Raw genomic sequence first — 25,627 nt, 5'->3', positions numbered from 1 at the left:
TTTTCAGCCCCCCTTTCGGAAAACACGAAGCTAATGAAACTCCACCCCTTCTAGGAAATGCGCACCGTCGAACGTGAGCACATTCGTGTATACCTCTGTAGATTCGACGCTTCGATGCCCGAGCAGTTGGCTCACAAACCTCAGCGGCCGCCCGTGCAGGAGCAGGTGCACCGCAAAGCTGTGCCGAAATGTGTGACACCCAATCTTGAAGGGCGGCTCTCCCCCCACCTGCTCCATTAACCGGTCGATGTTAGCACTGACCGCCTGGCGCGTGATCGGAAAGATCCGCTCGTCCTTCCGAAACTTCCCCATCCACAAGTAGCTCTGGATCCGGGTCTGAAAGTCTCTATCAAGAATGGGGATGAAGCGCTTGGGCGAGCGTTGCAGGCTGCGTTTGCTCGGCCGCCCGGCCCCTTGCTTGAGCGTCTTGAGGATTACCCCGAAGTCGTAGCCGTCGTCGCGGAAGCTGGCCGGCGTGATCGCAAGGACCTCGGAGACCCGCGCGCCGGTGCACCACATCAGATCCAGGATCAGTCGGTGCATGGGGTGGGATTCGGCCTCCAACAGCGTCAGCACCTCCGGCTTGAGCAGGTACTTGGGCATGGTGTCGAGGGTCTCCAACAACAGGGGCCGCTTGTCGATGAGCCGGTCCCAATCGATGGTCACCTCGGTGATCGGGAACGACACCAGGGGGCGTTCCTGAAACCCGAGCGAACGCGTATTTCGAGACGGGCGCGGAAATGATCGCGCGCTGGTGATGGATTTTGACATTTCCTTTTCGGGGTTCTGTCAATTCATGGGAGGAATTACAGGGTTGATAAAACGCCCTATTCCGCTTTCTTCAGTATGGCAAGAGCCCGAAAAACCGCAAGAAACCGGGGTCGGTTGACGAACTATAGGGTAACGTCAACTGCAAGGAAACTAGGCAGAAGATGAGTTGCTGGCTAAACTTTAACCAGCTGTGAGATATGTGGACGACTACAGAAAGTGTAAAGAACCGCCACAGACCAAAGGAAAGCGTTCAGGACGAACATCATGCTGACTGAGGGACTCGGACCGACTGAACGGCCGATAAACGTGCTGGTTATTCTTGGGCATCCCCGCGCCGACAGCTTTTGCGGAGCGTTGGCGGAGGCCTTCTGCCGCGGCGCACGCGCGGCAGGGATGCAGCTGCGCAGGCTAGACCTGTCAGAACTGGATTTCGATCCTCACTTGCACACGCCCTCCCCCAACGATCAGCCGCTTGAAGACGACCTGGGCAGGGCGCGGGAGCTCTTTCTTTGGGCGGATCATCTGGTAATCGTCTATCCCACCTGGTGGGGTGGCGCTCCCGCCCTGCTCAAGGGCTTTCTGGATCGGCTCATGGCACCAGGCTTCGCCTTCAGAACCTGCGAAGGCGGCATCGGCTATCAAGGGCTGTTGCAAGACCGCTCCGCACAGCTGATCACCACCATGGACACTCCTCCCCTTGTGCATCGATTGCTGTACCGGCAACCCGGTAAGAATGCCCTGGCACGGGCGACCCTGGGGTTTTGTGGCATACGGCCGGTGCGTTCGCTGGTATTTGGCTCCGTCAAGAACGCCAGCGCGGATCAACGCAAGGCCTGGCTCGCCCGCGCCGAACGACAGGGCCGGCAACTACAGCAAGGTCGGATCACCCCGATGGAACAGCTGCAGCACAAAACTGGCGCCTGGCTGAGAAGCCTGCGGCTGCAGTTCTATCCAATGTCGTGGGTGGCCTATGCCATCGGCGCTCTCGCGGCTTCTCCCGGCAACCCAGTGCTAGGGACGTCGGTATTCTGGGTCGGCTACCTCTGCCTCTTCCTGCTGGAAGTGGCAACCGTATTGATCAATGAGGTGGTCGATCTGCCCACGGACCGGAGCAATCGCTACTTCAACGCCTTCACCGGCGGGTCGCGTGTACTGGTTGACGGTTCGCTAAGTCTGCGGGAGGTCAAGGCCGGGATTGGGGTTGCGCTAACGGGCCTGTTGGCCGGCACGATCTGGCTGCTGTCGCTGTCCCCGGCGGCTCCCGCTGCCATTATCGTGGTGCTTGGCGTCTTGACCGTCCTTGCCATCGGCTACACGGCGCCGCCGTTGAAGCTCAGCTATCGTGGTTTGGGCGAGGTGGACGTGGCGGTCACCCACAGTATCGGGGTGCTGCTGTGCGGCTTCATATTCCTGGGCGGTGTCTGGCACGACCCCACGCCATGGCTTCTGAGCGTGCCGATGTTATTGGGAATACTGCCCTCCATCACGCTGTCGGGGATACCGGACCTTGATGCGGATGCCTCGGCGGGCAAGCGCACATTGGCGGTACGCCTTGGATTCAAGAACGCGCTGCGTATCGCGCTCTTGTTTGTCCTGCTCTCCGCTGCAGCCGCGCTGGCATGGGACGTTTGGGGACTGGCCGGTGGCGCCTACACCGGCATTACGTGGCTAGTCGTCCCTCACGCCGCCGTGCTGACGTGGCTGTTGTCTCGACATATTCGAGTTGATCGCGCGCCCGGTCGTATTGATAAGCTGATGGTTACTTCGCTTGTCTATGTGTTGTGGTTTGGGCTGGTTCCACTACTGAGGTTGGCACTATCTTAAATATCGCCGGGGTGACCTGCTCCCCTCCAGACTAACCGTTTTCAGCATAGGTATAGAACTTTTGAGTTGGACGACGAATTTAGTACTTTGCGTGGAATAAGCCACGCAAGCATTTGATTTGTCGTTAGGGGGCGTTTGGTACTTTCTGTGGTCTTCCATTACCGCCCCAACAACAGGTACTCGGCCACCGCCTGGTAAGCTGGCAAGGAAGTCGGATCTATCTTTCCGTTCTTCGCTGTTGGATAGGAAGCAAACCGGATACACGGGAGATTATCCAGCCAAGGGCATCTGTGTTGATCGTTTTATAATGGAACGCATCACCATGATCGCCTTCGGGTTTAACAGTCTGAAGGTATTCGAAGTAGCCATCGGGCCCCTCATAGCCTGTAGGCTTTGGTAACGGGCTGGCCGCCCTGGAGTATATCCAGATGTCGGCGTCGGGATCGGAGTAGTCTTCGCTATAGGCAAGCCCGGTGGTCATATCCATTACCTGCCGGACGGTTGCGGATCCGAATGCACTGTCGGCAAGCTCTGGAACGATGGAGGAAACCAGTGCATTGTCGTCCAGCTTTCCTTCAACCACGAGTATTTCCGCAGGCAGGCCCGTCATAGACTTGGTCATGGACATGGCTCCGCGTTTGCCGGTCTCATCGAGGCCGTACTCAAGTGAAGCCGGTGCGCCAATTCCACGGCTGACCTGCTCAGTCGGCAAAAGCTCACGAAAATGGCACACGGTCCAGCGGAGCTTCGGAAAACTGAAAAAATTGGAGTCTGGCTGCGTTCTGGAAAGCCCCTCACGAGTGCCAGGTCGGATGAGCGATTGCCAATGTGTGAGCCACGCTCCAAATCCTATCAGTTACTCGAAATTGGGTTCATACTGGATGCTGAAAACATGCATCAGACAGATGCGTTAACGCCAAATCACCCACAGTCAGAGGTGGACAGATCGCATGAGTAAAAGCCAGGACAGAAAGAAAGACACAAAAAAGAAACCGCTTTTAACCGCCAAGGAAAAAAAGAAGGAGAAAAACGCGAAGAAAAACGAAACCGATGTACTGGGACATTGATTTAACGGCCACCGGTACTTATGCAGCTTGTTAGAGCCGCGAGTCGGTAAGAACCAGATCAGCGTGTTGCCAGGCGTTGAGAAAGCGGCGTTGTACTTTTTCGGTTTCCTGTACATTCCCCTGTCGTCGAAGCGCCTTCATCAGGCCGAACAGTGACCAGCCGTTTTCAGGAAATTTCAGCAGGTCTTGCCGGTACACCTGCGCTGCACGTTCAGGCTGGTCGGCTTGCAACAAGACTGCGCCTAAGGCCTGGCGTGTCGGGTAATACCAGCTCGGAGGTTCGTCGTAGTTCAGGGCATCTTCGCGTTCTACCGCGCGCTCAAGCCTGTCGATGGCGACTTCAAAGTCCCCCTCAGTGGCTGCGATTTCTCCCGAAAGCGAGTGGGCGGCGATTTCCAGAATGTGCTGGCTCTGGTTGATACCCCAGACAGTCACCCACTTCAGACTCGGATCAGTCCGTAGCTCATCCAGTCTCCCCAGTTCAGTTCTGGCGGCTTGTTGATTGCCCTGGCGGGTATAGGCCATGCCCCTGGCATAGTGGTAGACCGCCCGGGGGTAGACCAGGTCCTCGGCCGGTTCGTCCAGGTTCAAGATCCTGTCCCATTTGCCAAACCGGACGTAGGCGTATACCGGCGTTATCCAGTAGTGCTGGAGCGTGGTCAGCGGGCGCAGGCGCATGGTTTCGGTATCGACCATGCCTGCCATGTCCTGTGCCAGCCGGATTGCCAGCTCACTGCGACCTTCAAGCGTGGCGGTGGACCAGCCGAAGTGATAATTATGGGGTACGTAACCCAGCTGATAGACACTCTGTAGATCCACCTGTTCCAGGTAACGCTGGTCGGCCTCGATGGCACGGAGATTGGCTTGAGTGGCGTTGTGGTACTGACCGACTCGCATGTATATGTGGGCCGGCATGTGTACCAAATGGCCGGCAGTGGGCACCAGATCCTCAAGGCGCTTGGCTGCGTCCAGCCCCTGGCGCGGATCACTGGCCTCCACCGTGTGAATAAGTAGATGATTCGCGTGAGGATGGTCAGGCTTACGTTGCAGGACACTCTTCAAGGTATTGAGAATCCTTTCGGTCTGCGCCTTTGGCTCGCCGTTCTCCTGCCAATAATCCCACGGTGTTAAATTCATCAACGATTCGCCATGGATTACCTGGGCATCGAGATCGTCGGGGTAGTTTGCAGCAACCTCCCCCATTGCTTTGGCAAAGGCTTCATCCCGCGAGGATCGGTCGTCCATGGTCTCGGGCCCATAGCGCTTTGCCAGTGCATTGATATAGGCCTGCTCCCGCGCACTGGCTTTGCTTGCGGTAGCCTGGGCTTTTTGCAGTAATTCCCAGGCCTTCGGGGCATTCTCGGGGTTCATGGCCGAGTTAATGTTGGGGCCAAGTACCCAGGCCGCGCCCCACCAGGCCATGGCGGCATCCGGGTCGAGTTCGGCGGCTTGCAGGAAGGACCGGTGAGCTTCGGGATGGTTAAAGCCAAAGGCCATCACCAGGCCCTGGTCAAAATAACGCTGCGCCAGCTCGGAGTCAGTGGTGATGGAGTGCTGGTGACCGCCCAGCCCTTCAAATAATGGCACGCGACTGGTGTCGCTTTGGGCAAGTGTATTCAGAGGAGCTGTAAAGATAAGCACGGCTATCATTGCTATTGCTTTGCACGGTTTCATGAGTTCCTCGCTGCAGGCAAAACCTGGACAGGCATGTTGGAAAACACTGAAGAGCCGGGAGATAAACACTGGTAAACAGGGTTTTCAGTGGTACCTCTGCAAAACAACCATTCCTCCGGTTAACTTCAAGAATAGCACCTGCAAATCGAAGTTGCATAAGACGATTAAGTCTCGGCTCCGCCGCAGGATGCGAGCGGAACGATTCATCAATAACCCCATCCCGACTGAAGACGAGTTCCCTCACCTACAACTGTAACCTGCCCCAGCTAAATCAGAACTTGAATGCTCAGCCACCAAGTAACCCATGCGCGAAAAAGCCGGTAGCAAAAGCTAACCCGGCTGCTGCAGTACCCATTAACAATGTGCGTAGCCCAGAACGCCAAACCGGCACACCATAGACCGCGCTCTTCAGCATACCGATGCCTAAAAACACCAACCCTGCGACACCAAGACTGGCCAGGAATTGAGTTGTGCTACTGAACCCTGGCAGAGCATAGGGCAATAGGGGCAAAGCTCCGATCAAAAGGAATGCCGCGAAGGTGGTCAGAGCCGATCGCAAAGGACTCATTCCAGCAGCCGAAAGCCCATACTCTTCTCGTAACATGGTAGAGACCCATACCTCCGGATCATGACATAGGGCTTCGACTACCTGCTCAAGCAGCTCTCCCTCAAACCCCTTCGCCTGGAACAGTTGGCGAATCTCTTCTCGCTCACCTTCTGGCACCAGGGCGATATGTTGATGTTCGATCTGTTCTGCGCTGGCAATCTGAGCCAATTGTGCCTGGCCAGCCTCATAGTTGCTCACCGCCATGCTGAAGCCATCGGCAGCCAAATTGGCGAAACCCAGGACTAATGCAACTTGTGGCGAGAAGCCCGCACCGAAAGCACCGGAAACCACCGCAAAGGTAGTGACACAGCCATCAATACCTCCGAGAACAGCATCAGGTAGTGTTGATGCTCGCATTGGCTTTGCCAGCCGGGCGTGCACCGCCTGGGGTTGGTGCTCATCCAGAAGCTCCTCGCGGCTGGGAGTAGGCATTTTCAAACCTCCTCGGTAACGGATGAATAACCATAAAAGTATATGCACAACCAGGATATCGGTCTGATTAAAATTCCGGGTTCTTTGACTTATCCGGGCTGCTAGTGGTCAGGTCGTTTTCAAGCACGGGATCGGGGACCGTCCGCGGCTCCAGTTCAAACACTTCCGGGGTTGAGGAAGGGAGGTTGGTGTAAGCGCCCTTATCAACGATGGCGATCCGGGCATGGCGGTGAACATCCTACAGGATGTAGAAGCGGGTGAGAGCCAGAGCTGCCGTGGCCACCAGGAAACCCGATTCTGGCCCCACCGCAAGGGCGACGCCGCCGCGCCAATGCCATAGCACAACAGCAGCCCAGCGCCGATATCAGCGGTATCGGTGGGAGTTCCGACGCGGTCGTTGGCATGGGCTAGGGCAAGTGGGTAAAGCGCGTACAGAATGCCCAGGAAGCCAGCCAGAAGACAGTAGACTGCAGCCAGACCGAGGCTCTGGCCCCAGATAAGGGTGATTGCGAAGCTGGCGCAGACCAGGGTTGCGCCAGACATTACCCGGCGGCGCTCCTAACGGTCCAACAGCGCTCCCACGGGCCATTGCAGAATTAAGGCCAACAATAACGGGCACGCTCATTAGCAGCTGCGACGCCGGACATGTCCAGGCCCAACGAGACGGCGTAGATTGGCCCCAGCGCGGTAAACGCACCCCCGGAAAAGCCGGCCGCAGAGGCCGTTACCAGACTGACTGGCGAGACGCTTGTGATACGTCTCCAGCTAGCAGGAGCACGGGTGGGGATTGGCGGCGCATCAGTGCGCCAGAACAGTACCGGTACGGCGGCCAGGCACAAGGTGATTGCGGCGACGCTGAATGGTTGCCAGAGCGTGTCTTGCAAGAGCGAGCCCAAGCGGGGCCAGCGTATGAGTCAACCCCTGGCTTACATACATCGCAAGGGTAGCCAGCAAAAGAACCGCCAACGATGCAAGTTTTGGTGCGACTCGGTGGTGTGTCCTTTCGTCCTGGTTCATCGCCAATTCGCTGTTCCTTAGCAGTTCCCGCCAAGCTCTGGCTGTCTAATAGGTGTCCCGGTTCCACGAGTTAGGCAGGTCTAGTGCTTTATGTGATCGTCCAAAGATACGGGTATTTGCATACCGGCAATAATGGTTTCTGCATACGCCCTAGCGAGCATTCTCCTCGTACACTAATGATGAGCTTGAACACAATACAGCACTCGAGGATTTGTCCTTGACGATAAAACCACTGGAGGATTTACAACCTATGAACGTTATCCCTGTGATTACTCTATTTGGTGGCTTGGCGGCATTCTTCACTTTGGCCGTTGCGCTCAGATATGCCGCCGGCAAAACGCAGACTATTAAGAAGTAGAGCAGAAACTCCTCGCTGCCGGCGCAAAATATGGCTGGTTGCCGGTCCTCACCCAGTGGGATTACTGGCCAACTCATGAAGCGCTTTCAAGGCCTCATCGGTTCGATCGCTGGGTACAAAAATGTGGTCGTGATAGAACCCTGCGATGACATTGGTGGTAATGCCCCGTTCGGCAAGCAGGCTTGTTACTACAGAAGTGAGTCCCAGCGCTTCGAGGCTGGAGTGGCCCTCAAGAGTGATGCGGCGGAAGATTCTGTAGTAGTCGAGGCCTTCGGCTTTAGCCTGCTCGAGAGGAATGACCAGTGTCAGCCCCTCCAGTTCGGCAATGCTCACAATGGGCTTGAGGTGCTCCAGTTCGCCGTATTTTGCCTTGGGAACTGTGCAGTAGACATAGGTCGTCGAGTCCAGCTTTGGCGAAAGCTGCTTGATCAAATTCTGGAGAAACTCTGTTCGCATCATCTCTACTATCCTTTAGCCAAATGTCGTCTTCGTAACCGTAAACTTAGCACTTTCTGTCGTCATCCAGAGCAAAAATATTATTTTCCGCCCATGGATACTGATATACGCCAACCGCAGCCTCCCGCCGCCACCGAGGCCGGCTGGAAGGATACTGTGAAAGTGCAGCCGGGCGAGGTGGTACGGATTGTGGCCACCTTCAACCGGCCGGGGCGATACGCCTGGCACTCCGGCCTGCACGACAGCGCCGGAGTGCTCGCTTCCCCAATCACTGCGGGGCAGTTCCTGTTCGCCTCCAGTCAGGTCATTGCCGCCACCAACGGCATTGCAACGCCGGCGCCCATCAGTGCAACGCCGGTTAGTCGACTGATCCATTCACCGCCGGGCAGCAGTTTCTCTGCCAGGAAGTACAGCGCCAGCGCGACCATCCAGCCCAGGCTCATGACACCGCCCACAAACATCAGCAGCATCAGCGCCCAGCAGCAGCCGGTGCAGAAAACGCCGTGGCGGATACCCATGACCAGTGCACCCCCAGTGCCTTCGCGCCACTCGGTCATCAGGAAGCTCAGGGGCGAGCGGCACTTGCTCAGGCAGGCCTGCTTGAGGTGACTGAACTGAAATGCCCCTGCCGTGATCAATAGGCCAGCCGCGAGCAGCGGCCCCACCTTGCCCATGGCGGAGCTCAGCAGCGCGCTCTGGTGCAGGCCCCATTGCAGCACGGCTGCGGAGATTCCGAAGCCCACCCAGACGGTGAGGTAGCCCGCCAGGAACACCCAGATGGGTACGGTTGAGCTTCCATTGGCCTCGCGTTGTTGGTGTATTCTGGCGTAGGTCAGGATCATGGGACCAGCTCCGGGCAGCATCATCGCCACCATCATGACGCTCCACATGATGACGCTCAGTGCCAGCATGGTCAGACTGTTGGCCATGGACTCCCCCATGGTGGTTTCTCCCCCCGGCATCAGGAGATAGGCCCAGGCGAGGAGCGTCAGCGCCACCAGGGCGGCGCCAATGAGTATTCGCTGCCGCGACTGTATCCGCGTCATTGTCAGTTCCATGATCATCCCCTCCTGATCAGGGCCCGGTGTAACTGAACGGGGAGTAGTACGCCGTGCGCTCACTAACGTCCATGTTGATGCCATGGGATTGATGGCGCAGGGCCCGGGACTTGGCAACAATCAGATCCTGCCCCGGCGCTACCGCCAAGGGGTGCTTGCGTATGACCACTTCTTCACCACCCTGCCCCTCAATGGCGAATATTTCGGCTCCTGCCGATTCGCCAATTCTGAGGTGTCGCCGACCCTGTTCAATTACGAAATCGATGGGCATCGGCTCAACTCCAAGGACCTCACCGATCATCGATCCCAACAGTTCCGGATGGCCACCGGCCTGGCCGCCGAATATTGCTCCCAGGGCCTCCTGTTGGCTGTCACTGGCCCGCTCATCGAGATAGAGCACCACTTTCCAGTTGCCCTCGGCCATAGGTCCCGGAGAGTCCAGTGCAACCACCACGTTCAGATTCCCCAAATCGACATCGCCGTAACGTCCGCTGGCGATGTGCCATCCCACCAGGGCCGTGCAGTTGCCTTCAGTGGGCGAGCCTAAGAAAAGGCAAGGACAAGCTCCCTTGCAGTTGCAACTCTCAAGATAATCACCGTGCATTTGCCATTGTGTGGACATAACGTTGATCCCCTATATCTGAAATTTTTACTGCTATACCTGTTATAGCGCTGAAATCATGAGGGAGGGTGATGGAATCATGAGGATATTGTGAGAATTTCAATTCTCTGGCGGCTATAAAATGAACAAATGCTGCGGGTAGGAAGCCTGAGACCTATAATGGTCAAGCAGAGGGACCCATTATGTCGCAGCGAATGTCAGATCTGTTGGCAGTTCAGGCGCACAGAAACTTCGTTGGTCGCGAGGACGAGATAGCGGCCCTGCTCTCAGTGCTGGACCCGGAAGGCCCTCGGGTATTGCATGTGCATGGCATCGCCGGCATTGGCAAGACAGCGCTGCTAGACCATTTTACCCGCGCGGCCAGAAACCGGGGCGCAACCGTGATCAACCTGGACTGCCGCAATGTGGAACCGACAGAACCGGGGCTGCTGCAGGCCTTGGGGGAAGCCATGGGCGGCGTGTATCCGGATGTCGAGACGCTGTTCGAGCGTCTGGAAAGCATCGGGGGCACTATGGTGCTGGCGTTCGATACCTACGAGGTTTTCCGGCTTCTCGACACCTGGCTGCGACAGGTTTTTGTGCCGGATTTGCCTGAAAATGTACGGGTGCTGTTCTTCGCCCGCCAACGGCCGTTGGCGGCCTGGCATGCGACTCCGGGCTGGGGCTGGTTACTGAAATCGGTCCCGGTAAAGCCCCTCAGCGGCTGTGAAGCGGCCAAGCTTCTGACCTCTCTGGGTGTCCAGCCTGAGGCTACTTCCGTGATTGTTCATGCCACCCACGGTCATCCCCTGGCACTGAAGCTGGCCGCCGCCGCAGCAAGGGAGGAGCCGTTCACCCATTGGCTGCCACAGGCACCGTTGCAACATGCCCTGGAGGAGCTGACCCACATCTTCCTAAAGGACGTGGAAGATACGACTACCCGTCAGATCCTCGAAGGTGCAGCCATTACCCGCCGGACCACCGTATCGTTGTTAGGGGCTCTGTTTCCGGAGCTGGTGCCCCATGATGGGTACGAGCGTTTGCGCAAGCTGCCGTTCGTGGACACCACCAGCGATGGTCTGATCATTCATGATGCCGTTCGCGAAGCCATTGCCAGTTCACTCCATGCCAGTGATCCCAGTCGCCACCTTACCTACCGGAGAGCTGCCTGGCACCAGTTGCGTGCGGAAGCGGAGTCTGCCTCCAGCGGTGACCTCTGGCGTTACACCGCCGATATGCTGTATCTCATTGAGAACCCGGTAGTCCGGGAAGCCTTCTTTCCAAGCGGAACTCCACAGTTTTCGGTGGAGGTCGCCCAACCCGGGGATGCCCAAGCACTGACCGCAATCATCCGGGCCCATGAGGGTGAAGAGGCCGCTGCGGCGATGGTGCAGTGGTGGCGTCGAATGCCCCCGGCCTTTTCCGTGGTGCGGGGAGCGGACGGCGAGGCCTTGGGGCTGTGTTGCAAGTTGCGCTCGGATCAGGTTGAACCTCGCTGGTTGCTGGACGACCCAGTGACCCGTGAGTGGTGCCGTCACCTGCGCGACAAGCCCATGGCCGGGGGTGAGCTTGCCCTGTTTTGTCGTCGCTGGCTGAGCCTGGACGAGGGGGATTCACCCAGCGAGGCCCAGGCGGCAGTGTGGCTGGATCTCAAGCGCACCTATATGGAGCTGCGACCGGCGCTGCGCCGGGTGTATCTCACCGCCCGTAACCTGGCTGCTTATGCACCGGTAGCCCAACGCCTGGGCATTGAGGTGCTGGCCGGGAGGGAGGTTAGCCTCGACGGCAATCTCTACCCCAGTGCCGTTCTCGACTTCGGTCCGGCTTCCGTGGACGGCTGGTTGGCAAAGCTTGCCGCCAATGAACTGGGCGTCCATACGGAACTGGATCTGCTGGATCCCGAGGCGCGTGAGCTGCTGTTGGATAACGCCCGGGTGGCACTAACCCCTCTGGAGTTCGGCGTGATGCAGCATCTTCAGGCCAGTCAGGGTAAAGCGGTATCCCGCACAGAGCTATTGCGGGATGTTTGGGGCACCCGCTATGAAGGCGGCAGTAATGTGGTAGATGCGGTGGTGCGCACCCTGCGTCGCAAGCTAGGGGCGCGGGCGGACCGAATCGAGACGGTATCCGGTGTGGGCTATCGCTTGCGCCCGAGCTGACTCCTCAGTTCAACCCCGTTTATTGGGAAGTTGTAGCTGGCTAATTGATATATCAGAACAAGTAATCTCAGCCTCAGATGAATGATCGGGGCCGACATCATGTAAAACCGTAGGAAAGCGTTCAGGACGAACGCTCCTGCCCTGCTCAAGGGCTTTCTGGATCGGCTGATGGCACCAGGGGCGGATCACCCGGATGGAACGGCTGCGGAACAAAACTGGCGCTTGGCTGCGAAGCCTGATAGCGGATGGGATCGGCAAACTCAAAGGCCGACTTGAGAATGGTTTTGCGTCGCCGCAGCGGCAGTTCCCGGACGTCATGATTGCAATTACCCTCATTGAGCCTGCCCATCACAACTGGCTGGTTCATAGGGATCTGGCAGAAGATCTCTCCATCCTAGAGGTCATCAAAGACAACGGATGCTATCGCATCGAGGAGATCGACCTTGAGGTCACCAGCCCCAACTGGGATTTGGCTTTTCCACGCAACTTTATCTGATAGGGACCATGTTGAAGTGGTCGGATTGGAACGAATGTAGTCGTCAACTAAGCCCGGACAGAATTTTAAGGTTTTCCTCAGCCGCAGCAGCAGAAATGCCACAGTTGAATGAGTGAGGTCGATCCAATGGATTCGAAAAGCGAAGGTGAAAGGAACGCCCCCGACAAACACAACTGGCATGCTGCCGAGATCGAGGACACTCTGGCGGAACTCGACGTCCGTAAGGAAAATGGATTGACGGACGACGAGGCGCAGGCGCGGTTGAAGCGCTACGGGCCGAACCAGCTGCGGGTGTCGGAAAGCCGGCCCTGGTGGCGTATTCTTCTGGGGCAGTTTCACAGTATCGTCATCTACCTGCTGGGCGGCGCCGCCGTTCTGGCGTTTGCCACCGGTCGCCTGCCGGAGGGTTTCGCGGTCCTGGCGGTGCTGCTGGTCAATACCGCTATCGGCTTTTTCAGCGAATGGAAGGCCGTACGATCCATGGCCGCCCTGCGCCGGTTGGGAGAACATATGACCCGAATCCGGCGGGATGGCAGTGAACGGGAGATTGCCGCATCGAAAATCGTGCCCGGCGATATCGTACTGTTGGAGGCCGGCGACCTGGTCCCCGCCGATTTGCGGCTGCTAGAGGCGGAACACCTGAGGGTCAACGAAGCACCCCTTACTGGTGAGTCCGTTCCGGTAAGTAAATTAACCGATGCCCTGGCAGCGGATACGGACCTCGCCGATCGCAATAACATGCTCTACAAGGGCACCAGCATCGCCGACGGCACGGCAGTGGGCGCTGCGGCAGCCACTGGCTCGGAGACGGAACTGGGCCGGGTGTCGGCGCTTGCGGAATCGGCCGAGGGTACCGTCACACCATTGCAGCAGCGACTGGATCAACTGGGGCGTCGCCTCGCCGTATTGACTATTTTTATTGCCATCGCGGTCGCCGCAGTGGGTTTTCTGGTGCGGGATCAAGAAGCCGCGCTGGTGATCGAAATGGCACTGGCCCTCGGTGTGGCGGCCATTCCTGAAGGCCTGCCTATCGTAGCCACCATTGCCCTCGCCCGCGGCATGTACCTGATGGCCGCCCGCAATGCTCTGGTAAACCAGCTAACTGCGGTGGAAACCCTGGGGGCAACCGGGGTGATTTTTTCGGACAAGACCGGCACCCTTACGGAAAACCGGATGCGGCTGCAGAAAATCGTCACCCCCACCGGCGAGCTTGTGCTTGGGGAAACCGGGGCCGGCGAGGCATTGGCGAACAAGGAGGGGGTTCGCCGCGTCCTGGAGGTGGGCCTGCTCTGTAATGGCGCTTCCCTCGATCAGCAACAGGGAGAGGACAACCCCCGCGGGGATCCCACTGAAGTCGCGCTTCTGGCGGGAGGCAAAGCCCTGGGACTGGAACGGGAATCATTGCTGCAAGAGCGGCCCGAGGTCCGGGTGGAACAATTCGAGCCCCGGCTCAAGAAGATGGCCACCTTTCACCGCGATGAGGGCCAGTATTACGTGGCGGTAAAAGGCGCCCCCGAGGCGGTGCTGGATGTCTGCAGCGACATCCTGACGGATGACGGCACCGAGCCATTAGATGACGAGACACGCCGCCAATGGGTCGAACGCACCAGCCAACTGGCAGGCGAGGGTTTGCGACTTCTGGCAATGGCCGAGAAATGGGCGGAAACCAAGGATTCCGATCCCTATGAAGATCTGTGCTTCCTTGGCCTTGCCGGGTTGCTTGATCCACCCCGCAAAAACGTCAAAAAGGCGATAGACACCTGTCAAGCGGCGGGTATCCGGGTGGGGATGGTGACCGGCGATCAGATAGAGACCGCCACGGCGATCGCCCGGGCCGTGGGGATCGTCGGGGGCAAGGATGACCCGGAGACAGTCGGCATGCTGGGACGCGATATCGGTTCCCCCGAGGATATTGACGAGGATCAGCAGGAGAAGATCTACCGTGCCAACATCTTTGCGAGGGTGAGCCCTGAGCAGAAGCTCGATCTGGTGAGCATTTATCAGAATCGGGGCGAGATCGTGGCCATGACCGGTGACGGCATCAACGACGCACCAGCACTGAAAAAGGCCGACATCGGCATTGCGATGGGCAAACGGGGCACGGAGGCGGCCAAGCAGGTTGCCGACATGGTGCTGAAGGATGATGCCTTTGAAACTATCGTGGCCGCGGTGCGGCAGGGAAGGGTCATTTTCGGCAACATCCGCAAGTCCGTCGTGTTCATGCTCACCACGAATGTGGCCGAGGTGCTGGCGGTGGCAGTAGCCATTGGCGCGGGATGGCCACTGCCGCTGCTTCCTCTGCAGATTCTCTATCTCAATGTGCTCACCGATGTCTTTCCCGCTCTCGCTCTGGGGCTGGGCCCGGCCAGCGGAAATGAGATGGAAGATCCACCCCGCAGTCCCCGGGAATCCGTGCTGACCCGGGCCCACTGGACGGAGATCACAGGATTTGCTGCCCTCCTGGCAGTCTGTGTGCTGGGCGCTCTCCTGCTGGCAGATCACTGGCTGGGATTGACGGAGCTGGAAGCGGTAACGGTTTCTTTTCTCACTCTCGCTTTCGGCAAGCTCTGGTTTACATTCGTTCTTCGGAACCCGAAGTCCCCCATTCTGCTTAACGAAATAACGCGCAATCCCTGGGTATGGGCAGCATTGGCGCTTTGCATCGTGTTGCTGGCGGCCGCGGCATACCTGCCGTTGCTCTCTGGCCTGCTCCGGACCCAGCCCCTGGGCTGGCAGCCCTGGCTTCTACTTCTGGCAATGAGCGTCATTCCCCTGCTGGCGGGACAAATAGTGCGGGAGATACAGAGGCGCCCAACACTATAGCTTTTCAAAAACCATGGTCGGCACCCAATTGGGTGGTGCTTTGGCCACCGTAACTCTATTAGCGAGCCTGGCTGTGCCGCTGGCCGCTACTGCAGAGGAGCAGTCCGCGACGTCTGTTCAACTGGCCCGGTCTGAGGGTGGGCAAGCTGGCGGAGGAGGCAATGGTCACTCCGGCGCCCAGTCGGGGAGTGGAAGCAGTATGGCGGATCGGGACCGCATGATGGACCAGGACAAGGACCAGGATCAGGATCAGGATCAGGACCGCATGATGGATCGGGACCAGTTACAGGACCAGATGCATACTCATCTGCAGACCATGGACCAACTGCATGACCGAATCCAACAATCCCAGGACCCTGATAACCGCCGGGAACTACGAGCCCAGTATCGGGAGCAGATCCAAGAAAGCATGCAGCTGATGAATCAGACCTCGCCCACGGGCGCGGGTGAGGAAGACGCACGCATGCGTCAAATGGAACAGAATCAGGAGATGATGCAGCAGTTAATGCAGCACATGTGGCAGTACCAGGAGCTGCAGCGCTAGAACTTTTCCAGCTTGGCTTGACGATCTGAGAGAGCTCATCAACCAACGATAAGAATGGAATTTCTTGATCTGGTCTCGAATCGAACTTGGGGCACGGGCTCACACCCTGCCCCACGCATCAACCCTCCCCGGCTCTTACTTGAACCCTTTCTGGTAATCATCGGGATCGGTGTCCGCTTGCCGAAACTGCGCTTTTCCGCCGTTAAACCCGTTACCTGTGTCTAGAGGCTGTTACGCGCCATACCGAGTTGCCAACGTCATCGGCCACCAGCAGACCTCCGCGCCCATCCAACGACACCCCCACAGGCCGCCCGCGGGCGTTGCCGTCCGCGTCCACGAAGCCCGACAGCACGACCCGCATTGGGCCGGTCGGGCGACCATCGGTGAACGGCACAAAGACGACTTCATAGCCGTTCAATGGCCTTCGGTTCCAGGAACCATGCAGACCGACGAACGCGCCCTCACCCAAGCCGGCCACGCTGCTGTTGTTGAAAGCCAGGCCCAACGGCGCCACGTGCGCGCCGAGGGCAAAATCAGGCGAGACTGCGCGAGCCACCAGCTCTGGTTGTTGGGGGCTCACGCGCTCATCGACGTGCTGGCCGTAGTAGCTGTAGGGCCATCCGTAGAAAGCGCCCCGGCGGACCGAGGTCAGGTAATCGGGCACCAGATCACTGCCAAGTTCGTCTCGTTCGTTGACAACAGCCCATAGCGCACCCGTGTGCGGCTCCCAGTCCAGACCCACCGGGTTACGGAGCCCTGAAGCGAATACCCGCATAGCGCCGGTAGCGGCATCAATCTCAAGTATCGCGGCGCGCATGTGCTCGACATGCATGCCGTTCTCGGCGACGTTGCTATTGGCTCCGACGCCCACATACAGGTGGGCACCATCGGCACTGGCGAGCAGACTCTTGGTCCAGTGGTGGTTCAACTCCTCGCCCTTGCCGGGCAGGTCAATCACCTTGACAGGAGCGGCGGTTATGGTCGTCTCACCGCTCTGATAGGGCACTTTCAATAATGCATTGGCGTTGGCCACGTACAACGTGTCCCCGACCAGCGCCATGCCGAACGGCGAATGCAGACCCTGGAGAAACACACTGCGGAATTCGGCCTTGCCGTCGCCATCGGTATCACGCAACAGGGTGATGCGGTTGGCGCTCGGCACCGCGGCCCCGGCGCGTTCCATGACTCGTTTCATCACCCATCCCTTAATGCCGCCGATTCCGCTTTTCCCTGGTGGTGCGTTGGTCTCGGCGACCAGTACGTCGCCATTTGGCAGGACGTACAGCCAACGCGGGTGGTCGAGGCCCTTGGCAAAAGCCGTCACCTCCCTGTTCGCGGTTGGCGTGGGAGTGGTACCGTCTGGCCACCCGACCGCCGGCGCGATCTCGACGGTGGGAATCAGAGTGGGATTGGGAGGCGGCAATTCCGGATTAGCGCCGGTCCCGGCTTGCGCTGGCAACCGTGCATGCCCTCCGCAGGCGGACAAAAGGACAACCAGGGGTAGCAATGCCAAGGAAATCGGCCACCCGCCGCGCCGTTCAAAGCCGCGCATCGGCGGCCTCCAGGATTTGGAATATGTCCAGATCAATATTGATAGTGATTTCGCTCAATTCGTCAGTGGTCATCGCCCGGCCTAAACGAAATTGATGGTCGATATTGAAAGCAGGCCCAGTTGGATGAACTATAGCAACGCCCTGAAGTTTCGCTAGGGAAAGTCCGAATAACCAGTAGTTTTGCCAACCTTGGTTTGAACCGGCAGAAATCCGGAGTTACGGACTCTACCTTCAGTTTGTCTGGCACTTTGTGTGGGTGTTCGCCCTACTCAGCTGCGCCAGAACTGAGGTGAAAACATCACAAACACACTCAGGAGCTCAAGCCGCCCCAGCAGCATGGTAATCATCAACACCCATTTCGCTGCATCAGGCAATGGCTGGAAATTTCCGGCCGGGCCGATGGTGTCACCCAATCCCGGTCCGACGTTCGCCAGTGCGGTTGCTGCACCGGTCAGGCTCGTTGTCAGATCCAGCCCCAGGGCCGCCAGAATCGCTGCGACAACGGCCAGTGTCGCCAGGAAAATGAAGGAAAACGCGACACTGGAGGCAACGATTTCATCACTGATGATCCGCCCGTTGTAGTGTCTCGCGATAACGGCGTTTGGGTGCAGCAGCCTGAGAACCTGCTCTCGCAACAACAGCATGGAAAGCTGAAAACGGAAGATCTTCATGCCACCACTGGTCGATCCCGAACAGCCACCGACAAATGTCAGGAAGAAGAACACAACAACCACGAAGGGTCCCCATAGCGAGTAATCCTGAGAAGCATATCCGGTGGTGGTCACCACGGATGTCACATTAAATAAGGCGTGGACAAAGGCATCCAGAGGAAACGTTCCGTCATTCACTACCCGATAAAGGGCAATCAGTCCCGCAACAATCAACAGGAATTTGATGAAAAAATGAATCTGTTGGTCTCTCAGAAGTGGCTGAGCCTGGCCATTCAAGAGCCTGACAAACAGGAAAAACGGAATGCCCCCGAGCATCATGAAGATGCTCGACGCAAAAAGGATAGAAAGCTGATCGAACTGCCCCATCGAGTTGTCGGAGGTGGAATAGCCGCCGGTCGACACCGTAGTCAGCGCATGATTGAGCGCGTTGAACACGTCCATGCCCAGTAGCCAATACACGGCTATGCAGCTACCGGTTAATATCAGATAGCTGAACACCAGTCCGCGGGCCAGCCGATTAGTACGTGGCACGGCTTTCTCGGTCCACTCGGAGGATTCGGTGGCAAACAGTCGCATACCACCAATTCTCAGAAACGGCAGGATCGCCACGGCCATGCCAATGATTCCGATGCCTCCCATCCACTGCATGATGGAGCGCCAAAGCAGAATGTCGCCCGGCAGATGGTCAAGGCCACTCAAAACGGTGGAACCGGTGGTTGTGACACCGGAGATACTCTCGAAAAAGGCATCGGTAACGCTGAGTTTCAGGTCACTCAACAACAGTGGCAGGCTGGAAAACAAGGGAATCACGACCCACGCCGAGACAGTCAGGATGAACATCTGGCGCTGCTTGAGCGCATGCCGTTTACGCCCAGCACTCAGGAAGCAGATAAAGCCGACAATAAAGCAGATACAGGCCGATTTCACGAACGCCAGCCAATCCGGCGTGTTGCCGAACATCAACAGGTTTACCGGCAGCGTCATCAGAAAGCTGAGCAAAATCAGCAGGAATCCAAGGATTTGAACAACAGGCAATATATTAAACAGCGCCATAATCAGGATCGCCCGGGACTTTCACGAATCATCTTCGCCGTTACCATTCCAGTTGCGGCCATCTCTCTTTGGGGCTCCTCTGATTACGGCCGGGTTTGCATTCGAAGGCGTAAGCAAACCATATCTCCGGAAAATTTAGGACGGCGTCCGATGAATTTTTACGGTATTTTTACGGGGTTGAAAGCAAACCCTCCATCAGTCTATGCGAGGATTTGCGGTTATACCCCTTTTTTTCCAGGAAGCCAAGGAGACACCAACGCTCATGATTGAGAAACAGCAATTCATCGTCATAGGCCTTGGTGTTTTTGGGGCTACGATCGCGCGCGAGCTTACCCGCCTCGGGCATGAGGTTCTTGGCATTGACTCCGATGAGCAGCGTGTCGACAGGCTGGCCGAAGAAATCACCCACGCCGTTATTGCCGATGTAACGGATCAAAACTCCCTCATTGAGCTGAACGCGGGCAGCTACGACGTCGCTGTAGTGGCGATTGGCAGGAACGTGGAGGCCACCATGCTGGCAACCCTTCAACTTCGGGAGTTGGGGTTGAAAAAGGTATGGGCCAAGGCCCTGACCAACCAGCACCACCGGATTCTGGAGCGCCTTGGAGCAACCCGTATCATCGCACCTGAATACGAGATGGGCGTCCGGATCTCACAGGAACTGAATTACCCGATGGTGCATGATTATCTAAGCCTGGATGATGATTACTTCGTGGTGGATTTTCATACCACGGAGGACCTTGTGGACAAGACTATCGGGGAACTCATTGACGGTGCACCGGTTGAAGCCCTGGTCGTGAAGCGGATGAAAGAGGCGCACCCCCACCCGGATCATACCTGGAAGATCCGCAGTGGCGACCGTCTTGTTCTGGGTGGTCGGATTGACGATCTGAGAGAGCTCGTCAACCGCCTATGAGAACGCAATTTCTGGATCTGGTATCCCATCGCAGGTCGGGTACGGGGGCACACCGTGAGCGACGTATCAACCCTCCCCGGCTCCTGCTTGAATCGTTTCTGGTACTCATTGGTATCGGTGCGTGTTTGCTGAAACTGCCATTCGCCGCGGTTGAACCCGTTACCTGGATGGAGGCTGCGTTTACCGCCACTTCTGCAGTTACCGTTACCGGTCTTGTCGTTGTCGACACCGGCAGCCAATTTACTCTATTCGGCCAACTGGTGATTCTGACCCTGATTCAACTCGGCGGCCTGGGTTTGATGACGTTTGCGGTACTGACGGCTCTCGCCCTGGGCTTCAAACTTCGCTTGCAACACCAACTGGTCGCCCAGGAAGCATTCAACGAAATTTCGCTGCAGACCGCCAGAAGAGCCGGAGGGTCGATCGCTCTCTTTGCGCTGACGGCTGAAACTATCGGTATCGTACTCCTGGGGCTGTTTTTTGTGCCTGAACTGGGTTGGACAGAAGGACTGTACCAGGCGCTGTTTTACACGATTTCCGCCTTTAACAATGCTGGCTTTGCGTTGTCGCCAGACAGCCTCTCCGCTTACGTCGATCACCCGGGTATCAGCCTGTCCGTTACTGCCCTTTTCATTACAGGTGGTCTGGGCTACATCGTAATTATGGAACTCGTAGACAAACGCTGCTGGTCGCGTTTGTCGGTGTACGTAAAGGTCATCTTGCTGGCCACCCTGCTTCTTAACCTGGTCGCGACCGCAGCCATTCTGCTTCTTGAGTTTGGCAATCCGGCAACGCTCGGTGCACTGGACAGCTTTTGGGATAAAGCTCTGGCAGCCTGGTTTCAGGGTGTGACGCCACGAACAGCCGGCTTCAACACTCTCGATATCGGCGCATTGACCGCCGGAACCAGCGTGCTGATGCTGCTTCTGATGTTCATCGGCGGCGCACCCAACTCCACGGCCAGTGGCATCAAAATCTCTACCTTCGTTATCCTTCTCGCCGCCACCCGGTCTTTCCTGCGGGGCAACCTGAACGTCAGTTTTTTTCGACGCTCTCTCAGCAGTGAAACCGTACTTAAGGCACTGGCGACGGTGACCATCGGCATGGCAACCGTCTTCGTTGGGGTGCTGACCCTTAGTATTCTGGTCGAGGACGATTTTCTCGACATCGCTTTTGAAGTGGTCTCCGCGTTCGGCACCGTTGGCCTGTCTCGTGGTACAACCAGTGAGCTTGGCACGGCCGGACAGTTGGTAATCATGGCGGTGATGCTGATTGGCCGCCTTGGCCCTCTCACTTTGGGATACACCCTCACCGTGCGGCGCAAATCCCATGTGCGCTTCGCGAAAACCGAATTCCCCGTCGGCTAGTAGCTTTATGAGATCTAATGAGCGCAAATCCAAAGGCAATCGGGAAGTATATCTGGTCGCGGTTGGCGACTCCGGCACGCAGACAAGATGGACCGAGTACGCTTGGGCTGTTGCGAGCGTCGGCGCCGCGACGGCGGTCTCGATGGGACTTGAGAACATGCTACCGCTGGGCAACCTGTCCCTGATCTTCCTGACATCCGTTCTCTGGGTTGCAACCCGAACAGGAATTCGCCCCGCGTTGTTTACCGCTGTGCTGAGCTTTCTGACTTACAACTATTTCTTTACAGAACCCCGGCTGACGTTCCACATGGCGGATACGGATGAACTGCTGACCGTCGTGCTCTTCCTTGTCATTGCGGTCACCGGCGGGAACCTTGCAGGCAGCCTCAGAGACAAGGTTCAGCTGTTGCGCGCATCAAATGAACTGATAGACGCGCACCTCCGATTCACCCGTCGCCTGGCTTCTGCGCCTGATATCCGATCCGTGCGGAGTGAAGCGGCCGAAGCGCTTTACGCACAACTGGAGATACCGATCATTATTGTTCAAAGGAGCCCGGACAACGGTGACCTTGAAGTGGTCAACCGTGGGGGGGCGGCACAACCTCTGAATGAAGCCGCCTATTCGGCGATTGAAAGGGCAATGCAGAACATACAATCCAGCGGCGCTTTCTCGGATACCCTGAACAGCTTGCCGTGGCGCTTCGAACCTATCGAGGCGGATGGCGAAGTGTACGCAGTTCTGGGATTATGGGTAGACGATATGACACCTGAGTATTATCGGGGACTCGCAATCAGTGTCTATGTGCACCAGCTGGGACTGGCGTGGTTTCGAACTCAGCTGGCCGCCAATCTCTCCGCCTCGCGGGTCGCCGAAGAAACCGAACGACTTCGCTCTGCCCTGCTGTCATCGATATCGCACGATCTTCGCACACCTCTTGCATCGATGATCGGGTCAGCGAGCACATTAAAATCCATGTCGAGTCGCCTGTCGGAAGAAGACCGGGAAAGCCTGCTGGACTCTGTTCTTGGCGAGGGAGAAAGACTGGATCGCTACATCCGAAACCTGCTCGATATGACCAAGCTCGGCCACGGCACCTTGAAGATTGAAAGAGACTGGATCGCGCTGACTGACATGCTGTCTTCGGCTTTGAGACGCACCAGAAACCTGATGGCCAAGGTTCGGGTAGAGCGAAATGTGGCTGATGATTTACCCCTGCTGTTCGTGCACCCTGCCTTGATTGAGCAAGCGCTGGTAAACGTCCTGGAAAACGCAGCGAAGTTCGCCCCGGACGCATCCACTCTGAGCATTCGTGCCCAAAAGGTGGCGGATGAGCTCCTTATCGCCATATCCGATGAGGGCCCGGGCATACCGGAAGATCAGAGGGATCAGGTGTTTGATATGTTCTTCACAGGTGGCGAAGGCGATCGAGGCCCCCATGGCAGCGGTCTGGGACTTGCCATCTGTCACGGCATGGTCGCCGCCCATGGCGGGCGTATTCGCGCACTGCCAGGCCCGAATAATCGGGGAGCCACCATCGAAATTGCTCTTCCACTGATAGAATCACCGGAACAAGAGAATAACCCAGAGTCCTCCGAATGACTGCTCCAGTGCAAAACCGGGAAAAGCCCTGCATCCTGATCATCGACGACGAACCGAAGATTCGTCATTTCCTGCGTATCAGTCTGAAAACCGAGGGGTACGAGCTTCTGGAAGCGGAAAATGGCGAAATCGGACTCGGCCTATGCGCCAGGAACTCGCCGGATCTCGTGATTCTGGACCTGGGGCTGCCGGATATGGATGGCTCTGATGTGCTCGGCGCGCTGCGTGAATGGTCGCCCGTCCCGGTCATCATTCTGTCAGTCCGGGACCGGGAGCTGGAAAAAGTAAAGGCTCTCGATCTCGGCGCCAATGATTATGTAACCAAGCCTTTCGGTGTGGATGAACTGTTGGCCCGGGTCAGAACGCAGTTGCGCAATTATGGCCGCAATGGCGGACCGCCCAATGAAGCGACGGTGATTTTTGATGATGGCGCGTTGCACATTGACCTCTCCATGCGAAAGGTCACGGTGAATGGAGAGCCCGTCAGATTAACCCCCAAAGAATTTGCAGTGTTGAAGGTTCTGATGCTGGCATCCGGGAAAATCGTCACCCAATCGCAACTGTTGAAGGATATCTGGGGTCCCACCCATACTAAAGATACACACTACCTGCGAATCCTGATCGGTAGACTCAGGCAAAAGCTGGGTGATGACCCCACAGAGCAAAATTATATCCAGACGGAACCGGGCGTTGGCTACCGGTTTATGGAAACCGCAGCCAGGCCCTGAATCGGAGCCGATCAGAGCGGATTAATTTTGAACCTCATCCTCTGCTCCATCAGACATACGCTCCGCGCCCTGCTTGATATTCTGCCAGGCGGATGAAGTGGCCTGCTTGGTGTCCTCCCAGGCGCTGCGGCTGGTTTCCTTGGTGTTTTCCCAGGCCTGGCTCAGAGCGTCACTGGTCTGGTTCCACCAGCTTTCATCGTATTCTGGCAACGTCTTGATCTCATCCTGGGTCGCTTCCATGTGGACCTCGTAATCCTGATCGTCAAACTCGTCGTCGCCGCCGTCTTCCGTACGCGAGCGCAAAGTGAACGTGCCGCGCTCTGCTACTACATCACGGCCACCCATGCCCAACACATCACCGGTCTTGATCACCAATGAGTGGACCGACATGTTGTCGTCCATGAGGATATTCTCCACCTCACCGACCTCCTCACCGCTGCTGTCGTAGACGTCTGCGTCCATCAAGTCATCCGCTGAATAAAGCCCCTGGGCCGCATGGGCCGACAGGCTGATGGCCATGGAACCGGCCACGAGGGAAAGACCCATTGCCCGAATCAAACGTGCGCGCATCATAGTGAACTCCTGTATTTGCTGAACTCCTGTAGGTTACCCCGCACCTGGAGGCCGGGATATCTGTACGCGATGTCAAAGCGATCACGTTAGCAATAACGCTAGCAGGGCCAGGGTGATTTATCTAATGACGGTCTGGCAATAGAAAAAAGACAACCCACATTGCTGTTGTAGGGCATTTAATCGATCCTCCAAGACTTTAGGCTTACTGGTCTTCACGGACAGAGCTCGCATTCGTAACCAGTACCGCACAATTACCAAACACCGCATGGGCCTTTGTCGGGGCCCCCATCACAACCAGCCATTGTGTGTTCACTCTGCCTCCGCTAAGACGTGCCCACCTTTACTCGCCCAAAGGCATTATTAGCTCGGGGACGTCGTTAAGTAATGCACGCTGAACAACCCCTGGTCATCTATCCAAACCTTGCGGCTCGCGAAACCAGCGCGGACGGCCAGGCGTTGAAAGCCCGGCACGGAGTATTTGTAGGAGTTTTCCGTGTGGATCGATTCACCCTCGCGGAAACGGATGGTGTGCCCATTCAGTTGCAATACTTGAGCAATCCGGCTTTCCAGATGCATTTCAATGCGGGATTTTTTTGCGTTGAAGAAGGCTCGGTGACGGAACCGTTCCCGGTGGAAGGCTAACCCCATTTCCCGCTTTAGACGGTCCAGCAGATTCAGGTTGAACTCGGCGGTAAGGCCCTGTTCATCATTGTAGGCGGCTTCAAGTGTCTTATGGTCCTTCACCAGGTCAACGCCGATTAACAGTCCGCTGCCCGGCCGCAGCAATCGATGCAGGCTATTGAGGAAGCCCTCTGCAGCTGCCGGGGTAAAATTGCCGATACTCGATCCGGGAAAGAAACCCACCAGGCGCTTGGGTTCGATCGCCTCTGGCAGGGCTACGTTCCGGGTAAAGTCAGCACAGGCGGCGTGGACTTCCAGCCAGGGGTAATCTGCTGCCAGACGTCGGGTGCTCTCGATCAAGAACTCCCGGGATATGTCGATACCCAGATAACGCTTTATCGAAAGGGACTCCAGTAGCAGACGCACTTTTCGACTCGCACCGCTGCCGAATTCCACCAGGGTTGCATCCTCGCCAGCCAAAGCCGCGATCTCAGCCATTGCATCTGTCAGAATAGCTTCCTCGGTGCGGGTGGGATAATACTCAGGAAGTTCACATATTTTCTCGAAAAGCTCTGAACCTTTCTGATCGTAAAGATATTTTGGGGAACAGTACTTCGGCTTCGAGGTGAGTCCTGCGAGTACTTCTTCCGCCATGGTC

The 25,627-nt window shown here is 57.2% G+C and carries 20 protein-coding genes and 1 pseudogene; 10 read left to right on the top strand and 11 right to left on the bottom strand.

The features are described from left to right. Nucleotides 1-30 precede the first annotated feature (30 nt). Nucleotides 31-771, bottom strand: a complete 741-nt coding sequence (locus tag CLH62_RS00625; protein ID WP_099616230.1) for a tyrosine-type recombinase/integrase — start codon at nt 769-771, stop codon at nt 31-33. A gap of 264 nt (nt 772-1,035) precedes the next feature. Between CLH62_RS00625 and CLH62_RS21550 the strand changes: the two genes are divergently transcribed. Then, a complete protein-coding gene (locus CLH62_RS21550) occupies nt 1,036-2,595 on the top strand; it encodes an NAD(P)H-dependent oxidoreductase (protein ID WP_211285614.1) in 1,560 nt (519 codons plus the stop codon). Nucleotides 2,596-2,812: 217 nt separating this feature from the next. On the opposite strand, the gene CLH62_RS00615 is transcribed toward CLH62_RS21550, so the two are convergent. The 4 genes from CLH62_RS00615 to CLH62_RS00600 all read right to left on the bottom strand — a co-directional run bounded on the left by CLH62_RS00615 (nt 2,813) and on the right by CLH62_RS00600 (nt 8,209). Further along, nucleotides 2,813-3,217 carry a serine hydrolase gene (locus CLH62_RS00615; RefSeq protein ID WP_228152737.1) on the bottom strand — a complete coding sequence of 135 codons (405 nt, stop codon included), beginning with the start codon at nt 3,215-3,217 and terminating at the stop codon, nt 2,813-2,815. Nucleotides 3,218-3,692: 475 nt separating this feature from the next. Then, nucleotides 3,693-5,336 (bottom strand): tetratricopeptide repeat protein, encoded by a 1,644-nt coding sequence (locus CLH62_RS00610; protein ID WP_099616228.1) that lies wholly within the window; start codon nt 5,334-5,336, stop codon nt 3,693-3,695. 286 nt (nt 5,337-5,622) lie between these two features. Continuing rightward, on the bottom strand, nt 5,623-6,375 hold the full coding sequence (locus tag CLH62_RS00605) for a VIT1/CCC1 transporter family protein (RefSeq protein ID WP_099616227.1): 753 nt from the start codon (nt 6,373-6,375) through the stop codon (nt 5,623-5,625). A 1,423-nt stretch (nt 6,376-7,798) separates the two neighbouring features. After that, the gene (locus tag CLH62_RS00600) at nt 7,799-8,209 is read right to left on the bottom strand and encodes an ACT domain-containing protein (protein WP_099616226.1); all 411 of its coding nucleotides are present in this window, start codon (nt 8,207-8,209) and stop codon (nt 7,799-7,801) included. 90 nt (nt 8,210-8,299) lie between these two features. On the opposite strand from CLH62_RS00600, the pseudogene CLH62_RS21615 reads away from it, so the two are divergent. Further along, nucleotides 8,300-8,425: pseudogene (locus tag CLH62_RS21615) on the top strand (hypothetical protein); the annotation flags it as partial. A gap of 80 nt (nt 8,426-8,505) precedes the next feature. Here CLH62_RS21615 and CLH62_RS00595 read toward each other — a convergent pair. Next, nucleotides 8,506-9,264 (bottom strand): DUF2182 domain-containing protein, encoded by a 759-nt coding sequence (locus tag CLH62_RS00595; protein ID WP_170005740.1) that lies wholly within the window; start codon nt 9,262-9,264, stop codon nt 8,506-8,508. A 16-nt stretch (nt 9,265-9,280) separates the two neighbouring features. After that, the gene (locus CLH62_RS00590) at nt 9,281-9,868 is read right to left on the bottom strand and encodes a DUF1326 domain-containing protein (protein ID WP_228152790.1); all 588 of its coding nucleotides are present in this window, start codon (nt 9,866-9,868) and stop codon (nt 9,281-9,283) included. Between the two features lie 200 nt (nt 9,869-10,068). Here CLH62_RS00590 and CLH62_RS00585 point away from each other — a divergent pair, with 200 nt between their 5' ends. From CLH62_RS00585 to CLH62_RS00570, 4 genes are all read left to right on the top strand, one after another. Then, entirely contained in the window at nt 10,069-12,024 is a 1,956-nt protein-coding gene (locus CLH62_RS00585; protein ID WP_099616223.1) for a winged helix-turn-helix domain-containing protein, read from the top strand. Nucleotides 12,025-12,217: 193 nt separating this feature from the next. Then, nucleotides 12,218-12,520 (top strand): hypothetical protein, encoded by a 303-nt coding sequence (locus tag CLH62_RS00580; RefSeq protein WP_099616222.1) that lies wholly within the window; start codon nt 12,218-12,220, stop codon nt 12,518-12,520. A gap of 126 nt (nt 12,521-12,646) precedes the next feature. Then, the gene (locus tag CLH62_RS00575) at nt 12,647-15,343 is read left to right on the top strand and encodes a cation-translocating P-type ATPase (RefSeq protein WP_099616221.1); all 2,697 of its coding nucleotides are present in this window, start codon (nt 12,647-12,649) and stop codon (nt 15,341-15,343) included. Between the two features lie 40 nt (nt 15,344-15,383). Beyond that, nucleotides 15,384-15,887 carry a hypothetical protein gene (locus CLH62_RS00570; RefSeq protein ID WP_143752341.1) on the top strand — a complete coding sequence of 168 codons (504 nt, stop codon included), beginning with the start codon at nt 15,384-15,386 and terminating at the stop codon, nt 15,885-15,887. A gap of 211 nt (nt 15,888-16,098) precedes the next feature. Here the strand turns inward: CLH62_RS00570 and CLH62_RS00565 are convergent, their stop codons facing one another. Further along, a complete protein-coding gene (locus CLH62_RS00565) occupies nt 16,099-17,439 on the bottom strand; it encodes a PQQ-dependent sugar dehydrogenase (RefSeq protein WP_099616219.1) in 1,341 nt (446 codons plus the stop codon). Nucleotides 17,440-17,709: 270 nt separating this feature from the next. After that, complete coding sequence (locus CLH62_RS00560) at nt 17,710-19,164, bottom strand: TrkH family potassium uptake protein (RefSeq protein WP_211285613.1); 1,455 nt, start codon at nt 19,162-19,164, stop codon at nt 17,710-17,712. Between the two features lie 262 nt (nt 19,165-19,426). On the opposite strand from CLH62_RS00560, the gene CLH62_RS00555 reads away from it, so the two are divergent. The 4 genes from CLH62_RS00555 to CLH62_RS00540 are packed head-to-tail and all read left to right on the top strand — an operon-like array spanning nt 19,427 to nt 23,775. Next, entirely contained in the window at nt 19,427-20,080 is a 654-nt protein-coding gene (locus CLH62_RS00555) for a potassium channel family protein (protein WP_099616218.1), read from the top strand. After that, on the top strand, nt 20,077-21,447 hold the full coding sequence (locus tag CLH62_RS00550) for a TrkH family potassium uptake protein (protein WP_099616217.1): 1,371 nt from the start codon (nt 20,077-20,079) through the stop codon (nt 21,445-21,447). Before CLH62_RS00555 ends, CLH62_RS00550 begins: the two co-directional genes overlap by 4 nt. A 7-nt stretch (nt 21,448-21,454) precedes the next feature. Beyond that, nucleotides 21,455-23,047: a DUF4118 domain-containing protein gene (locus tag CLH62_RS00545; RefSeq protein ID WP_170005739.1), complete on the top strand. Its 1,593-nt coding sequence runs from the start codon at nt 21,455-21,457 to the stop codon at nt 23,045-23,047. Beyond that, on the top strand, nt 23,044-23,775 hold the full coding sequence (locus CLH62_RS00540; RefSeq protein ID WP_099616215.1) for a response regulator: 732 nt from the start codon (nt 23,044-23,046) through the stop codon (nt 23,773-23,775). Before CLH62_RS00545 ends, CLH62_RS00540 begins: the two co-directional genes overlap by 4 nt. Before the next feature lie 21 nt (nt 23,776-23,796). Here the strand turns inward: CLH62_RS00540 and CLH62_RS00535 are convergent, their stop codons facing one another. Continuing rightward, complete coding sequence (locus tag CLH62_RS00535) at nt 23,797-24,348, bottom strand: PRC-barrel domain-containing protein (RefSeq protein ID WP_099616214.1); 552 nt, start codon at nt 24,346-24,348, stop codon at nt 23,797-23,799. A 360-nt stretch (nt 24,349-24,708) separates the two neighbouring features. After that, nucleotides 24,709-25,623: an L-histidine N(alpha)-methyltransferase gene (gene egtD / locus CLH62_RS00530; protein ID WP_099617573.1), complete on the bottom strand. Its 915-nt coding sequence runs from the start codon at nt 25,621-25,623 to the stop codon at nt 24,709-24,711. Nucleotides 25,624-25,627: the final 4 nt, after the last annotated feature.

This window comes from Marinobacter guineae (genome assembly GCF_002744735.1).
Taxonomy (GTDB): domain Bacteria; phylum Pseudomonadota; class Gammaproteobacteria; order Pseudomonadales; family Oleiphilaceae; genus Marinobacter; species Marinobacter guineae.
Note: the sequence above shows the minus strand (reverse complement) of the source record. Positions and strands in the feature narration are given on the sequence as shown.